The organism is Bacillus sp. FJAT-27445 (assembly GCF_001510665.1).
In the GTDB taxonomy this organism is placed as follows: Bacteria; Bacillota; Bacilli; order Bacillales; family Cytobacillaceae; genus Bacillus_D.
This window is the reverse complement of the sequence record NZ_LMTI01000002.1, coordinates 266,589-280,438: the sequence shown is the minus strand read 5'-3', so window position 1 is coordinate 280,438 and position 13,850 is coordinate 266,589. Positions and strand designations below refer to the sequence as shown.

The 13,850-nt window shown below is 43.5% G+C and carries 18 protein-coding genes and 1 riboswitch; of the genes, 13 read left to right on the top strand and 5 right to left on the bottom strand.

What is annotated here, in order from left to right; all coding sequences use genetic code 11:
- Positions 1-43: 43 nt before the first annotated feature.
- Positions 44-1,195: a hypothetical protein gene (locus AR337_RS06080; RefSeq protein WP_059171130.1), complete on the top strand. Its 1,152-nt coding sequence runs from the start codon at positions 44-46 to the stop codon at positions 1,193-1,195.
- Between the two features lie 48 nt (positions 1,196-1,243).
- On the opposite strand, the gene AR337_RS06075 is transcribed toward AR337_RS06080, so the two are convergent.
- Positions 1,244-1,417, bottom strand: a complete 174-nt coding sequence (locus AR337_RS06075) for a DUF2759 domain-containing protein (RefSeq protein ID WP_082686901.1) — start codon at positions 1,415-1,417, stop codon at positions 1,244-1,246.
- Between the two features lie 170 nt (positions 1,418-1,587).
- On the opposite strand from AR337_RS06075, the gene AR337_RS06070 reads away from it, so the two are divergent.
- Together AR337_RS06070 and AR337_RS06065 are read left to right on the top strand one after the other, a co-directional pair.
- On the top strand, positions 1,588-2,226 hold the full coding sequence (locus AR337_RS06070; protein ID WP_059171128.1) for an MBL fold metallo-hydrolase: 639 nt from the start codon (positions 1,588-1,590) through the stop codon (positions 2,224-2,226).
- 42 nt (positions 2,227-2,268) lie between these two features.
- Complete coding sequence (locus AR337_RS06065) at positions 2,269-3,357, top strand: class I SAM-dependent methyltransferase (RefSeq protein WP_059171127.1); 1,089 nt, start codon at positions 2,269-2,271, stop codon at positions 3,355-3,357.
- A 60-nt stretch (positions 3,358-3,417) separates the two neighbouring features.
- Here AR337_RS06065 and AR337_RS06060 read toward each other — a convergent pair whose 3' ends face one another.
- Positions 3,418-3,660: a DUF2626 domain-containing protein gene (locus AR337_RS06060; protein WP_059171126.1), complete on the bottom strand. Its 243-nt coding sequence runs from the start codon at positions 3,658-3,660 to the stop codon at positions 3,418-3,420.
- An 84-nt stretch (positions 3,661-3,744) separates the two neighbouring features.
- Positions 3,745-4,446: a metalloregulator ArsR/SmtB family transcription factor gene (locus tag AR337_RS06055; protein WP_059171125.1), complete on the bottom strand. Its 702-nt coding sequence runs from the start codon at positions 4,444-4,446 to the stop codon at positions 3,745-3,747.
- A gap of 356 nt (positions 4,447-4,802) precedes the next feature.
- Between AR337_RS06055 and comGA the strand changes: the two genes are divergently transcribed.
- From comGA to AR337_RS06010, 9 genes are read left to right on the top strand one after another with little or no spacing between them, the layout of a single operon-like run.
- Positions 4,803-5,888: a competence type IV pilus ATPase ComGA gene (comGA, locus tag AR337_RS06050; RefSeq protein ID WP_059171124.1), complete on the top strand. Its 1,086-nt coding sequence runs from the start codon at positions 4,803-4,805 to the stop codon at positions 5,886-5,888.
- On the top strand, positions 5,875-6,906 hold the full coding sequence (gene comGB, locus AR337_RS06045; protein WP_059171123.1) for a competence type IV pilus assembly protein ComGB: 1,032 nt from the start codon (positions 5,875-5,877) through the stop codon (positions 6,904-6,906). The genes comGA and comGB overlap by 14 nt, the downstream gene beginning before the upstream one ends.
- A 12-nt stretch (positions 6,907-6,918) precedes the next feature.
- Positions 6,919-7,248 carry a competence type IV pilus major pilin ComGC gene (gene comGC / locus AR337_RS06040; protein WP_059171122.1) on the top strand — a complete coding sequence of 110 codons (330 nt, stop codon included), beginning with the start codon at positions 6,919-6,921 and terminating at the stop codon, positions 7,246-7,248.
- The gene (gene comGD / locus AR337_RS06035; protein WP_059171121.1) at positions 7,245-7,685 is read left to right on the top strand and encodes a competence type IV pilus minor pilin ComGD; all 441 of its coding nucleotides are present in this window, start codon (positions 7,245-7,247) and stop codon (positions 7,683-7,685) included. The genes comGC and comGD overlap by 4 nt, the downstream gene beginning before the upstream one ends.
- On the top strand, positions 7,669-8,001 hold the full coding sequence (locus tag AR337_RS06030) for a hypothetical protein (protein WP_059171120.1): 333 nt from the start codon (positions 7,669-7,671) through the stop codon (positions 7,999-8,001). The genes comGD and AR337_RS06030 overlap by 17 nt, the downstream gene beginning before the upstream one ends.
- Positions 7,952-8,419 carry a competence type IV pilus minor pilin ComGF gene (comGF, locus tag AR337_RS06025; protein ID WP_082686872.1) on the top strand — a complete coding sequence of 156 codons (468 nt, stop codon included), beginning with the start codon at positions 7,952-7,954 and terminating at the stop codon, positions 8,417-8,419. The genes AR337_RS06030 and comGF overlap by 50 nt, the downstream gene beginning before the upstream one ends.
- A gap of 5 nt (positions 8,420-8,424) precedes the next feature.
- The gene (comGG, locus tag AR337_RS06020) at positions 8,425-8,808 is read left to right on the top strand and encodes a competence type IV pilus minor pilin ComGG (protein WP_059171118.1); all 384 of its coding nucleotides are present in this window, start codon (positions 8,425-8,427) and stop codon (positions 8,806-8,808) included.
- 12 nt (positions 8,809-8,820) lie between these two features.
- Positions 8,821-9,342, top strand: coding sequence for a shikimate kinase (locus tag AR337_RS06015; RefSeq protein WP_059171117.1), 522 nt, complete (start codon positions 8,821-8,823; stop codon positions 9,340-9,342).
- Positions 9,343-9,366: 24 nt separating this feature from the next.
- Positions 9,367-9,549, top strand: a complete 183-nt coding sequence (locus tag AR337_RS06010) for a YqzE family protein (RefSeq protein WP_059171116.1) — start codon at positions 9,367-9,369, stop codon at positions 9,547-9,549.
- Positions 9,550-9,605: 56 nt separating this feature from the next.
- Here the strand turns inward: AR337_RS06010 and AR337_RS06005 are convergent, their stop codons facing one another.
- Both AR337_RS06005 and AR337_RS06000 read right to left on the bottom strand, forming a co-directional pair.
- Positions 9,606-10,397 (bottom strand): YqhG family protein, encoded by a 792-nt coding sequence (locus AR337_RS06005; RefSeq protein WP_059171115.1) that lies wholly within the window; start codon positions 10,395-10,397, stop codon positions 9,606-9,608.
- Positions 10,375-12,063 (bottom strand): DEAD/DEAH box helicase, encoded by a 1,689-nt coding sequence (locus tag AR337_RS06000; RefSeq protein WP_059171114.1) that lies wholly within the window; start codon positions 12,061-12,063, stop codon positions 10,375-10,377. Before AR337_RS06000 ends, AR337_RS06005 begins: the two co-directional genes overlap by 23 nt.
- 340 nt (positions 12,064-12,403) lie before the next feature.
- Positions 12,404-12,492, top strand: a riboswitch (glycine riboswitch).
- 243 nt (positions 12,493-12,735) lie between these two features.
- Between AR337_RS06000 and gcvT the strand changes: the two genes are divergently transcribed.
- Positions 12,736-13,842: a glycine cleavage system aminomethyltransferase GcvT gene (gene gcvT / locus AR337_RS05995; RefSeq protein WP_059171113.1), complete on the top strand. Its 1,107-nt coding sequence runs from the start codon at positions 12,736-12,738 to the stop codon at positions 13,840-13,842.
- Positions 13,843-13,850: the final 8 nt, after the last annotated feature.

Below are 13,850 nucleotides of genomic sequence, written 5' to 3'. Positions count from 1 at the left end.
CTTCATTACGTCTATTAGTTATATTAGTGCGAGGGGGAAAGGAATGGGCAATAGTCTGCGAAAAATACTTATCTATCAATTCATACCTGCCAGGCTGCTTTTATTGTGCATCCTTTTCTTTTCTCTGGCAGCTTGTTCACAACCAAAAGAAAAGGCCCAGCCAGATAGCCAGAGCGGCAAGCCTGCTGCAGAAGAAGGACAGGCTGTAAATCCCGCTTTAGGATGGAAACTCCCACTTAAAGTACCTGAAGGAGAGTTTTTCAAAGTGTTTGGTTGGCTAAGTGATAACAAAATATTATTTGCTTCAAATTTGCCCTCAGGGTCAAACCTGTATTCCTATGCCCTCGAAACTGGAGAAAGCAAATTGATACTCTCAACCGGCAGTCCCATTGTTACCGTCTCCATTAATCCTCAAAAAACCAGGCTGATGGTCCATACTTCCCCCTCTTCGTATGAAGCGGTCGTAACGATCTATGATACGAGTGGAATGGAAATGGCAAACCAATCTTTTCCGTCCTCCGAGCTCCATGCAGAATGGAATCCATATCTTGAAGATGATATGCTAATTGTGGCATTTAACGAGGATTGGTCTTATAAGGCTTTCAGAATGAATGCATCCGATAGGATAGTGGAAGAGCTGGAACTCACTGATCCATTTGTTAAATGGATTGAAAAAGATCGATTCGCTTTCCTTGAATGGGATGAGACATCCCAGGCCTTTTTCGCTCCGTTGGTACTAATGGATGTTCATGGCGAAAAGGTAACAGCGCCTTTTGAGAATCTCTATCAGATAGAAACCTATAAAAATCTGATCATGGGAATCAGTGCGGCAGGGGCAGAATGGGAAAAAGCTATTTTTACGTTTTACGATACAAAGCTCACCCAGATTTCTTCTTTTTCGCTTCCGCAATTAGGGAGGTTTTCCGGCTGGCTCATTCCTTTTATGGATTTCAATGAAGCAAAGCAGGAATTTACTGTTTTTGAACCAGTGAAAAGCGGTGATGCGGATACGTATAACGAAGGTTTTATCCTTGCTTCCCATTCTCTTGGTGGTGGAAGGTCTGTCATTTTGGAAGGGGCGGATAATCAGCCAATCGAATCCTCGCCGAATGGAGACGCATTACTATATGGATACAGATATGAGAAAATAATTGACGTGACAGGCAAAAATATCATGAGCCTTGTACAGGAATAAAGAAAGAGGACTGCCCGAAACACGGGCAGTCCTCTGTTTATTGTAGGCTTAAGTCCCGGTCGGGTAGCCACTTTTTAAAATAGTCATGAAAGTGAACCAGCCGAAAACCAGGAGTGTCGCTACCGCAAAAAATAGTCCTAGGAAATTTTTATTTTTTAGTGAGGTAAAAGAACTATAACCCGCTAGCAAAGTAACAAGCGTGAAAATGATAACAAGCCCAATTTTAAGCATCTTTAAAGCCCCCTTTACCATTTAGTCTGCAGGCGGTGAAGCCTGCCCAATTATGTAACAAACAATTCATTTCCATCGATTCAATTCTATAGTTTTTTATTTGATTTGTCGAGCATTAGTGTACAATAAGGCTATTACACTGTGCAACTGGAGGTTGTCTGATGAATTGGTTTCCTATCCCGCTTGGCGGGCTGCAAACGAATTGTTATGTTCTTTATCGGGAGGATCGAACCTGCCTTATCTTTGACCCAGGAGAAGAAGCACCAAAACTGATTAACATTCTTTCGGAAAAAAAGCTGAAGCCGGCAGCTATCCTTCTGACTCATGCCCATTTTGACCATATAGGGGCGGTCGATGCAATAAGGGATCATTACAAAATTCCCGTCTATCTTCATGAAAGGGAAGCGAAATGGCTTGGCGATCCCCATTTAAATGGCTCGGGACTGTTTCCTGTCGGTCCTCCACTACGAGTTGGGCCCGCGGATCATCTTCTTAAAAATGAAGGAAAAATGGAATTAATGGGCTTCGAGTTTGATGTTTTTGAAACTCCGGGCCATTCACCGGGCAGCGTTTCCTTTTATTTCTCTGAAAAGGGACTTGTTGTTTCAGGCGATGCGCTGTTCATGGGCAGTATTGGGAGGACGGATTTACCCGGGGGGAACGAAAAAGAACTTATGAAGAGCATCCATACAAAGCTCCTATCCCTTCCTGAAAATACAATTGTTTTGCCGGGACATGGGCCTGTTACGACCATTGAGGATGAAATGGATTCAAATCCTTTCCTGCACGGGTTTAGATGAAAGCAATTCCTACAAATAAAGTGAGGGTTTGGGAGGAGCAATATGATTTCTTTTCTCGAGAATGTTATTGGGAAATCAGACAACGGGCTGATTACCTACGCGGATTATATTGAAATAGCATTGTATCATCCTGTACACGGGTATTATATGAGAGAGTCGGAAAAAATTGGGCGGCGCGGGGATTTTATTACCACCAGCAATATATCCGACGTTTTTGGCCGAACCTTTTCAAAATGGTTTGCGCGCCATGCCGAAGTGAATGGCCTAGCACCTGCAGTTTGCGAAATCGGCGGGGGAAACGGGCGTTTTGCCAAAGCATTCATAGAAGAATGGTCCAAACATTCTAGTGAAACTCTTACGTATCTGATTGTAGAAGCGAGTCCTTACCATCGGAAATTGCAAAAGGAATCACTAGGAGATTTTCAAGGATTTTTACAAAAAAGCTCGATAAGTGAAATCCGGGATTTTAAAGGAATGATCTTTTCAAACGAATTATTCGATGCTCTGCCTGTCCATGTTGTTGAAAAAAGGGCCGGATTACTCATGGAGGCAATGGTTGGTATTAGGGACGGAACACTTTATGAAGAACTTTCTCCTTTAAAAAATAAAAACATTGAAGGCTTTCTTAAGATAAACGGTCTTAGCTTGAAGGAAGGGCAGCGGATTGAAGTGCCATTGGCTGCGGAGTCGATGATACACGATTTATCATTTGCCATGTCAGAAGGTATCGTCTTAACAGTCGATTATGGTTACACGTGTGAAGAGTGGATGTCCCCGCCGAGAAGAAGAGGTAGCCTTCGAGGTTACATGAACCACCAATTGTTCGAAGGAGTACTTGAGTATCCAGGATTAATGGATATTACGACCCACATCCATTTTGATGCACTCTCAAAGTCAGGAGAGAAATATGGCCTTGAAACGTTAAGCAAGCTCAGGCAAGATGAATTTCTGCTTGCTGCCGGGATACTTGGGGAGCTTGAGGATAATTATGACCCAGATCCGTTTTCAGAAAGGAGTAAACGGAACCGGGCGATTAGGAGCCTAGTGATTCCTTCAGGGATGAGTTCCGCATTCCATGTTCTAATCCAGCAAAAAGGATTGAATCTGGGTTTGGATAGGCTTTTTCCATAAAGGTAAATGAAAAACCGCCGGAACATTGTGTCCGGCGGTTCTTTTAGAGCAAATTCGAAATTAATGTCCTCCGCCTAATGGCATCATAAAGGTGGTCCAGTAGGTGAAACCAGCAAAGAAGATTGTCAAATATGCCCCAAAAACGTACATATACATGCGTTCGGATAATTTAAGATAGCTTAAAAGGACAAAGAAACCGGTCTGTGCCAGGAAAAGCAGGGATGTTTTTGGCATATTCCCTATATAAAACATCACCGTGAAAATCCCTGTCCAGAAGCCGAGCACCCTGTACATTCGCTCCATATGTAACCCTCCCTTTTACCCGCAATACCATCGTACCATATTATAAGATAAAAGAGAGGGAAAAGTAAACTATCGACTATAAAGTTAATTTGTTATAAGCGCCTGATAGGTGCAGGTTTCACAGCCATTGGCGATATTCTGGTGCTCAGTCAGTTCCGCGGAATCGAATAACGCCTCAAACATGCCTTTTAAAAATTCATGGTGCATGCTGCAGACTGCTTCCGAATGGTCAATTGCAATCTCTTTGAACGGGCAGTTAAAGATTTGTAGGAATATTTTGGTCTGCTCCCCATTCACTTCAAATTCGGGATAAAAGCCTGCTAGGGTTGCGGCGCTTTTCAGGATAGCAAGCTTTTGCTCAAAATCAAGCTCATGCCCGGCTTGCTGTTTTTTTGCCAGTTCCTGTTCGATTATTTCCGTACCGAACCGATTCCCTGTCATATAAAGTGCTTTTTTACCTTCTTCCCCCAGGGAGAGCATTGTCTGAATGGCCACTTTTGATAAAAGCATATAATCGCGGTATGGAAAGTGAAGCTGGATGACATCTTCGGATAAACGGTAAAGCCTGCTCGGCCTGCCGCCTTTTCCGGTTTTTTTCGTTTCAGAAGAAAGCATGTTAACATCCTCAAGCTTGGAAAGATGTAGGCGCGCGACATTGGGGTGAATATTAAAATTGTCGGCTACCTCCTGGACGGTCACTTCCTGATGGCGTTTTGTAATGTATTGATAAATGTAATACCTGGTTGGATCGGATAACACATTTGTAATTTTTAAAGTCTGCTCCATACTAGTTCACCTCGAACCCCTCATTTTATTCCATTATAATACAGCTCAATCCCCATTGGAATGAGGTTAACAATGTTAACACCAACTGTTTGGAAAGTGTTCACAAATGACCTATTGTCATTTTACAAAAGTTATACAAAGTATAAACAAATGATATACAATGTTTCTGTCAATACTCGTTTTCTGAACATTTCCTTCATTTTTACACTCTTTTTGTTTTATAAACTATAAAAATAGGGGGCAACTGGAAAAGGCAAACTGTTTTATACTATAGAATTTTGTTTACAAAAAATTCACAATTTAAAGCCGGAAGAAATTAGAAATTTGTCGTAATTTCTGTATAATGGAGAAGAAAGGTGGTGTTTTTCATTGCAAGTGCCATAGAAGCCCTCGCTGACCGTATCATTGCTGAAGCTGTCCAGCATCACGCCACAGACATCCACATTCTCCCCCGTAAAGAAGATACGCTGATCCAATTCCGCATTACCAACAAACTAAGCCCGCGCTTGTCCCTGCCAAAAGAAGAATGTGACCGCCTCATATCCCACTTTAAATTTACTGCCCACATGGATATAGGAGAACGGCGAAGGCCGCAAAGCGGTGCGGTATTTGCCGAAGTGAACGGCAATTCTTTTGGGCTGAGGCTTTCGACACTCCCATCCAATAACCGAGAAAGCATGGTCATCAGGCTTTTGCCCCAGCATGATAAGTTTTCCTTCGATAAGCTATCCCTCTTTCCCGGCATGGCAAAAAAATTGCTAAACCTTCTAAAAGCTTCCCACGGGATGGTCATTTTCACCGGGCCAACCGGCAGTGGCAAGACCACGACTCTTTATTCCCTTTTGAACGAAACCGCTAGCAAGCTGCAGCGAAGTGTCATCACCCTTGAAGACCCAATTGAAAAAGAATGCGGGACTGTATTGCAGGTTCAGGTGAATGAGAAAGCCGGCGTAACCTATGCTGCTGGTCTGAAGGCTATCCTTAGGCACGATCCTGACATCATTATGGTGGGGGAAATCCGGGATGCCGAAACGGCAAGAGTTGCTGTAAGGGCTTCAATGACCGGACACCTTGTGCTCACGACAATGCATACCCGTGACGCTCCTGGTGCAATTCACAGGCTTCATGAATTCGGGGTAAATTGGCTTGAGGTTGAACAGACCCTCATTGCCGTTACTGCCCAGCGGATTGTGGAATTGGAATGTCCTTTTTGTGGGACGGAATGTTCACCTTTCTGCCATTCAAGCGGGGTAAGGAAGAGAGCAAGCGTGTTTGAACTGCTGACAGGGAAGAGCCTTGATGCAGCCATTAAAGCATCCAGAGGGGAAGGGGCTCTGGTTAAGTATGAAACATTGGGAAAAGCGATCAGGAAGGGAATCGCGCTGGGATTTATTAAGGAATCAGAATACGAAAGGCTGGTGTATTCCCATGAGGAAGCGTAGTTGGCCATTAAAGGAGCAGGCGGAGTTCCTGAAAAAGGCGGGGGAGCTTCTTCAAAGGGGATACCACATTTCTGAAGCCATCGAGTCCATTTCCTGCCAGCTCCCCGAAACACGAAAGCTCGACCTCACAGATTGTTTGAATTCACTAAAAAACGGTATTCCATTCCACGCTGCCCTTGAAAAGATGGGTTTCAACAAAGAACTGACTGGATATGTCTTTTTTGCAGAGAAACATGGAAATTTCGCCGAAGCGGCGCTTGAAGGGAGCAAGGCGCTTCTTACGAGAGACAGGGATACTCGCAAGCTGATGAAGCTAATGTATTATCCGCTTCTTCTGTTTTTATTTACAAGCATTCTCCTGATTTTTGTCCAAAAATCACTTCTTCCCCGTTTTTCCCTATTATTTGACTCAATGGGGCTCAAGGCTAACCTATTTACAATCATTATCTCCTCTTTTGCAGAAGCACTTCCCGTTATTGGGTTTATGTTTGCTGCCGTTATACTCCTAGGCGCCATACTCTATCATTCCTGGTTCAAAAAACTTCAAATCTTAATTCAGCGGAAACTCATTTTGCGTGTTCCATTCGCGGGCAGCCTGCAAAGAATTCTTCAAACCCATTATTTATCCATACAATTAAGCTACCTGTTGTCAGGAGGATTATCCGTTTATGAAGCACTTTCGTTTTTTGTGGAAAACAGGGAGCAGGAGTTTTACAGCAGTGTAGGATTGCTGATAAAGGGTCAACTGGCCGGAGGAGAAAGGCTCGATGCCATTTTGGCCTCATTGCCGTACTTTGAAAAGGAATTGCCCATGGTCGTTCGCCATGGGCAGGACAACGGACGGCTAGGGGAGGAACTGCGGTTTTACAGCCAGAATTGCATGGTTCGGCTAGAAGCGAGAATCGAAAAACTGACCAGTGTCATCCAGCCTACAATGTTCCTGGTCATTGCATTGCTTGTTGTTTCCATATACATGTCTATATTGCTGCCAATGTTCCATATGATGGACGGCATATAAAGGAGGAAAATTATGAAACGCCTAATTAAAAACAATCGAGGTTTTACACTAATTGAAATGATGGTCGTCATGCTGGTTATTTCCGTACTCCTCGTTATTACCATCCCTAATATCACCAAGCACAACCAGAATATTAATAAAAAAGGTTGCGATGCGTATAAAAAAATGGTTCAGGCCCAGGTTCAGGCTTATGAAATGGATAAAGGGAAGTATCCCACTACTATCGAAGAACTAATTACCGCAGAGTACTTGCCACCCAAAGCAGGCGGCTGCCCTGGAGGTAAAACGACCTTAACAATCGGGCCAAATGGTGAAGTACAAGAAGTCACACCTTCACAATGATAAGGGGCCAAAAAGGTTTTACGATGGCAGAAGCTTTAATTGCGTTGGCTTGTTTGCTTGTCATTTCAAGTGCCTCCCTAATTTTGGCGGGACCCATTTATGAAACTGCTACAAAAGAAAAGTTCTTCAGTGACCTGAAGTCAGACCTTTATTATTCACAGCTCTACGCAATTTCCCATCAAAAGGAAGTTACCTTTACAATTGTAAGGGAAAAAAACCTCTATTTTTCCTTTGAACAATTTGACTTGCCGTATATAGTAGAGCGCAAGTACCCAGAGTATATCAATATCACAAAAGGATCGATGCCCTTGTCCTTTAAATTTATGCCGAATGGAAATGTAAACTTTTTTGGGTCGTTTTTTATCATTATCGATGATAAAACGTACAAGATGACGATCCAGATCGGGAGGGGGAGATTTTATGTTACGGCAGAATAAGGGCTTCTTCCTTGCTGAAATGCTTCTCTCCATATCGGCACTTGGTATCGCTGTCCTGTTTCTCCTTCCGGCCATTTTTTTTCTTTGGAAAGAAGGGGAGGAGGTCAGCCTTAAGAAGACCGCTACGCAATTCATGTATGCGGAGCTTTTCAAAGCCGCTGCCGAAGGGAACAACCAAATTGCCCGCACCGAAACGATTAATGGATCTGTTTTTACCATCTTTTTGAAAAGTTCACTGGACGAGGCTTCAGAGGTTTGTGTGGAATATGGCCGCTTATCAACAGGTAAAGGAACGGTTTGCGGCTATGTCGAATGAGAAGGGTTTCAGTTTGGCGGAAATGCTGATTGCTCTGAGCGCATTTTCTATGATAGCCTTCCTTCTAGTTCCGGCAATATCGTCTATCGGCAGCAGCAAAGACCAGGCTAAGTACAGGCTTCAAGAAATGGAATGGGATGTTTTTTTAAATCAGGCAAAAAAGGAGTTAAGAATGTGCAGTTCTGTTGAAGTTTTTTCGGAAAGGCTTGTCATGAAGAACGGGAAGGACACGATATTTTACGAAAAGTATGGGAACTCCATTAGGCGGAGGGTAAACCTTACCGGACATGAAATCCTCATTCAAAATATAGCTGCTTCTACATTTTCAAAAGAAGGGCAGACGGTCACCATTCGGCTCAAGGACTTGTACGGTAAGGAATACAAAGGGACCATCCATTCCTTTGTTAATTGGGAGTAAAAAACATGGCCAACGATGAAAACGGCTTTACCTATCCAATAACTTTGTCCATCCTTCTCTCAATCTCCATTTGCCTCGCTGCGACTTCAGAGCTACTGCTCATTGAGAGGAGGATGGCCAAGGAAGCAGAAATAATCCAGCTGCAGGACTATTATTTACTGAGAACCCTGAAGAAAGTTGAGACCATCCTTAAGGAGAAGGGCGGAACTCCAGCGGCAGGCAGTTTCACCTATCGAAAAGGAACCGCCTCCTATACAGTCGTATCAAGTGCTCCAGGTATGCTCTATGTAACCCTTTTAGCCAAGGTTGAAGGAAGATCATCAGTTATAGGCTATGGGTATTATGACATCACACTTAAAAAGATGGTAAAATGGGGGGAAAAGAACTAACGGAGCTGCATTATGAAGACAATTTTTTTAATTGGTTTTATGGGGTCTGGCAAATCCACGGTTGGACGGCTGTTAGGGGAATTGCTAGGCATGGAATTTTTGGATACTGACGTGGAAATTGAAAAGCAGGAAGGGAAAAGCATTAATGAAATATTTGGCGACAATGGTGAAAAATGGTTCAGGGATTTAGAAACGGCAGCCCTAGAAACTATGCCTGAAAGAGATACTGTTGTTTCAACAGGCGGAGGAGCAATTCAGAGGGGTTGCAACCGGAAGCTGATGAAAGAAAAGGGAACTGTCATTTTTCTTGATACTCCTGCCGAGGAAATTCTTGTAAGGCTAAAGGGAGATAAATCCCGTCCGCTCCTTCAGGGAAATAAAGAACAGGAAGTGCGTGACAGGCTTGCTGGAAGAATGCCATTCTACCTGGAAACAGCAGATATATGCATATCCACAAGCGGAAAAACTCCGGCAGAAATAGCGGAGGAGCTAATTTCAAGTTTGAAAGAACGCGGGCTGGGGCATACTTGTTAGCAGAAATGAAAGCAGGTGTGCATAATGAAAACAAATGATTTTGTCCATTATATGGCTCAGTCCTTCGTTAAATATATTGACCAGCCAAAGGATGAACGAAAAAGGGCACGGACGGAAAAAAGGCAGGGAAGGGCATCCTTTTGGTATCGATGGTTTGGGATTTTGCCTTATGTTGTTTATCTTGGCGTGAAACGAAAAAAACAATGAGAAGCCGAATTTAATTCAAGCTTCCCATTGTTTTTTTTGTAAAAGAACACTTGGACTCAAATTGCTTCTTCCTCTAAGTAAAAAAGGCCTCCATTAACCAGGGAGATAATCACCTTAGGCTCATATTGTTCCTTTAAGGCTGTTTTTTCGATTTGGTAGCTTTCAGCGGGTTCCTCGGTGGAATCCTCATAAAAGTGGTCGAGTAGGCGTTGGTCCTTTTCCCATCTATCAATTGCTGCCCTGGCCCATTCATGGTCCTCCTGGTCAATCTCTGCCTTAACATAGTTCTCTATTCGAGAAAAACCGCTTTTTGGTTTAATAAGCGGGGAAAGCGTATAAGAATAATCCGGTATCTTTGGGGTTAATGGTATTTTAAGCATCTTTTCATGAAAGCCTTCAACGATCCGGCCATTGATTAAATGGAGACCGACAGACATAAATACATCCCTTTTTCGATCACACTTATAGGAGATAACAATATTCATGCCAAGCCAGGGCAGGAGTGCTGTCTGGCTGGCTGTTCCATGGGCATGGTATTGCCGAGTAAATTTTGCGAGTTTTTTTGCCGATTCAAAGATTTGGTGGAGGCGGGGCGAGCCAAAATGAATATATTCCCCCTTTAGGTCGGAGGGCGCATTATCTTTGTCGGTAATAAATGTAACCGACATTGGGTTCGGGATTCCGCCTGTTTTTTCAAGGTAGTGCCAGTAAAAGGGCCGGTTCATGAGTTCTTTATCAATATCCTCTGTCAGCTGGACTGATAGGTGGCCGGGACTCTGCTCAATCACGCCGCATTCGGTCGCCTTGAAATAGCCGCTAAGAAAATTATGGATGTCCTGCTGCAGCATGCTGGCTTCCCTCCCTGAAAACATTTGCGAATTCAATCATGGAAGTTAAGTTCTCCATTTTAATCCTCATTTCTCCTTCTGTTAAAGAATGGCCGAAGATATCGGCCAAATGGTCTTCAATATTGCCGAGTTCGAATTTTGCGAGAATATCATCAAGGTCTCCAATTACTTTTTCAAACAACTGGATTTTTTCATATAAAAGCTTAAGGACTTGCTCTTCTATCGTGTCCCTAACTGCAAAATTATAGATCATTACATCTTTTTCCTGGCCGAGGCGGTGAACGCGTCCAATCCTCTGTTCCAGGCGCATAGGGTTCCACGGAAGATCGAAATTGATAATATGGCTGCAAAATTGCAAATTAATTCCTTCTCCGCCAGCCTCAGTAGCAATCAACACCTGGGCATGTTTTTCAAAAAGCTCCCTCATCCAGTCCTTTTTGCCCCTTTTAAAGCCACCTCGGAATGGGACAGAGCTTATGCCGTGCTGTTTAAGGAACCATTGCAAATAAAGCTGTGTAGCACGGTATTCTGTAAAAACAATGACTTTGTCCCCAATCGATTTTATCAGTTCCAGCGCTTTTTCAGCCTTTGAATTTTTATCGACAAGATTAACAAGTTCAATAAGCTCATTAATGCTGCCCTCAAAACCACTGGAAGGGGACTTACTCCGTAAGAGCATATTCTTTAATGTATAGTAGACAGCTTCACGGCTGCTGCACGCTTCCCGCTGTAGGGTAATTAGCGAAAATGCACTATTATCCGCCCAGTTTCCAGTAGCCCTGATGTTTGTTATTGCATCATAAAGCCTTCTCTCAGAGGGCGAAAAATCTATCGGCATGGTTTGTACATGGCGTTTTGTCCATTCAATTCCGGTATCTCCCCTCCGGTTCCGAATCATGACTTTATTTACAAGCGCCTTCAAGTTGGCATCTTCACCTACTGTACGTGAGTCCTTTCTGTACCTATCATAAAAAACGGACTCGTTTCCCAGATGGCCAGGTTTTAGTAGTGAGACGAGATTGAAAATTTCCTCGATTTTATTCTGGATGGGGGTAGCTGTCAGGAGAAGACAGAATTTCTTTTTTAGGTTCTGGACGAATTCATAGTTTTTCGTTTTGTTATTTTTCAATTTATGCGCCTCATCTATGATGACCATATCGTAGTCTTGTTTATATACGAGTTCTCTGTGCGGATTTCTCTTTGCTGTATCAATAGAGGATACGACTACATCACACTGTTCCCAAACATATGCTTTTTTTTGCGCAATCGCGGGTATATGGAACTTCGTATTGAGTTCAATGGCCCACTGAGTAACAAGGGAAGCCGGTACGAGAATCAAAACCTTCCTCACTAGCCCTCTGATCATATATTCCTTCAGAATCAAACCTGCTTCAATCGTTTTGCCAAGGCCCACTTCATCCGCCAAAATTGCCTTGCCATTCATATGTTCAACTACCTGTCTGGCAGCTTCAAGCTGGTGGGGAAGTGGGGTCAGCCCGGGCAGATGTTTAGGAGCCTGCAGCCCCTCGAAATCTGGAATGGCTAGATGCTGTTCCGATGCAACTGCCAATTTATAAAGTTCCCAGTTGCCCCAGGGCCCGTCCTGGTCAATCCTTTGGAGGAAATCGTCATGCCAGGAGCAATCGAAATCTATTTGAACAGGCATACAGCAAAGCCCCTTTCAAAAAGTGTCGGAAAACAAACAAAATGCTGCAAACGCTTTCTTTTTTTGTTTCTGGGGTAATAATTCAGCCACAAAACCATTGCTCTCCCTACTGGTTTAATGATAGGATGGATGTAGTTTTAAAAGTTTCAATTATTGCAACAATCTCAGATCTCACCTGTTTTCCCGTACTACAGAAGACCTCTGCCTAATCCTTTATTGACAGTGAAGGGAAGGCTAGGGAAATGGCCATCCATGAAAAGGCAATGGCAGCATGACCTTCATTAATTTGAAGTTTGACTGAATGTTAGTATAGCCTTTTTAAAAAATATTATAATTGCGGATGAAAACAAGGGGAGAGACTACATTAGTAGCGCCGAAGGAGCAAGCAAACTATGCGAATCTCTCAGGCAAAAGAACCCTTGTTGGACGCGGCTCTGGAGAGCGCTTTACATATGATAAAGCCACCAAAGGGGAAAACCTGCCACAGGTAAACTTTCAGGTGAAAGGACAGAGACCTCTCTTACGTTTATAGGGAGGCTTCTGTCCTTTTTTGCCGAAAAAGCTTTGGAGGGCACGAACGAAGCAAGATATGGACGTGGCATGGTACGGGTGCAGATCCTGATGAGAGAAGTGCAAAGAGTTGAGGGACGAATCAGAAAAGGGGGAGTTTGAATGGCGGAACTGAAGCGCACGCCGCTTTATGGGGTTTATAAGGAATACGGCGGCAAAACGGTTGATTTCGGCGGCTGGGAATTGCCGGTCCAATTTTCCGGTATTAAGGAAGAGCATGAAGCAGTCAGGAAAAGGGCTGGATTATTCGATGTTTCCCATATGGGCGAAATTGAAATAAAGGGACCCGACAGCTTGAAGTTTTTGCAAAAGATGATGACCAATGATGTATCAAAGGTCCAGGACGGCGCTGCCCAATATACAGCAATGTGCTATGAGAACGGCGGCACTATTGATGACTTGCTTATTTATAAAATGGGGGCTGAGCACTACCTCCTTGTCGTCAATGCCTCTAATACTGATAAGGACTATGAATGGTTAAATGACCATCTTGAAGGCAATGTCACCATGGTCAACCTTTCGGAAAAAACAGCGCAGCTCGCAATTCAGGGGCCATTGGCCGAAGATGTACTGCAAAAGCTTGCTAGTGAAGACGATTTATCCGATATTGGCTTCTTCAAGTTTAAAGATGGTGTTGACTTGAATGGAGCAAAGGCACTTGTATCGAGGACTGGCTACACCGGTGAGGATGGTTTTGAAATTTACTGCAATCCTGAAGATGTAGTGAAGATTTGGAAGGACATACTTGATGCAGGACGTGAGGAAGGAGTGCTTCCATGCGGCCTTGGCGCGCGCGATACACTTCGTTTTGAAGCTAATCTTGCCCTTTACGGCCAGGAATTGTCCCCAGAAATTTCTCCGCTTGAGGCGGGAGTTGGTTTTGCCGTCAAAGTCAATAAGGAAGATGACTTTATCGGCAAAGAAGCGCTTAAGCAGCAAAAGGAAAATGGTATTCCAAGGAAGATCGCCGGCATTGAAATGATTGATCGCGGTATTCCTCGCCATGGCTATCCGGTCTATGCGGGCGGAGAGTTGATAGGCGAGGTAACAACTGGAACACAGTCTCCAACATTGAAGAAAAATATTGGCCTTATCCTGATTAAATCTGAATTTGCAGGATTGGATAATGAAGTGGAAGTTGAAATACGCGGCAAAAAACTAAAAGCAACTATAGTGCCAGTGCCTTTTTACAAAAGGGAAAAGAAATAATTAGGGGG

Excerpts from the sequence above, each read along its gene's own strand:
- AR337_RS06080 (WP_059171130.1), top strand. The coding sequence starts at position 44 with ATGGGCAATAGTCTGCGAAAAATACTTATCTATCAATTCATACCTGCC.
- AR337_RS06070 (WP_059171128.1), top strand. The coding sequence starts at position 1,588 with ATGAATTGGTTTCCTATCCCGCTTGGCGGGCTGCAAACGAATTGTTAT.
- AR337_RS06065 (WP_059171127.1), top strand. The coding sequence starts at position 2,269 with ATGATTTCTTTTCTCGAGAATGTTATTGGGAAATCAGACAACGGGCTG.
- AR337_RS06060 (WP_059171126.1), bottom strand. The coding sequence starts at position 3,660 with ATGGAGCGAATGTACAGGGTGCTCGGCTTCTGGACAGGGATTTTCACG.
- AR337_RS06055 (WP_059171125.1), bottom strand. The coding sequence starts at position 4,446 with ATGGAGCAGACTTTAAAAATTACAAATGTGTTATCCGATCCAACCAGG.
- comGB (WP_059171123.1), top strand. The coding sequence starts at position 5,875 with ATGAGGAAGCGTAGTTGGCCATTAAAGGAGCAGGCGGAGTTCCTGAAA.
- comGC (WP_059171122.1), top strand. The coding sequence starts at position 6,919 with ATGAAACGCCTAATTAAAAACAATCGAGGTTTTACACTAATTGAAATG.
- comGD (WP_059171121.1), top strand. The coding sequence starts at position 7,245 with ATGATAAGGGGCCAAAAAGGTTTTACGATGGCAGAAGCTTTAATTGCG.
- AR337_RS06030 (WP_059171120.1), top strand. The coding sequence starts at position 7,669 with ATGTTACGGCAGAATAAGGGCTTCTTCCTTGCTGAAATGCTTCTCTCC.
- comGF (WP_082686872.1), top strand. The coding sequence starts at position 7,952 with ATGGCCGCTTATCAACAGGTAAAGGAACGGTTTGCGGCTATGTCGAAT.
- comGG (WP_059171118.1), top strand. The coding sequence starts at position 8,425 with ATGGCCAACGATGAAAACGGCTTTACCTATCCAATAACTTTGTCCATC.
- AR337_RS06015 (WP_059171117.1), top strand. The coding sequence starts at position 8,821 with ATGAAGACAATTTTTTTAATTGGTTTTATGGGGTCTGGCAAATCCACG.
- AR337_RS06010 (WP_059171116.1), top strand. The coding sequence starts at position 9,367 with ATGAAAACAAATGATTTTGTCCATTATATGGCTCAGTCCTTCGTTAAA.
- AR337_RS06005 (WP_059171115.1), bottom strand. The coding sequence starts at position 10,397 with ATGCTGCAGCAGGACATCCATAATTTTCTTAGCGGCTATTTCAAGGCG.
- AR337_RS06000 (WP_059171114.1), bottom strand. The coding sequence starts at position 12,063 with ATGCCTGTTCAAATAGATTTCGATTGCTCCTGGCATGACGATTTCCTC.
- gcvT (WP_059171113.1), top strand. The coding sequence starts at position 12,736 with ATGGCGGAACTGAAGCGCACGCCGCTTTATGGGGTTTATAAGGAATAC.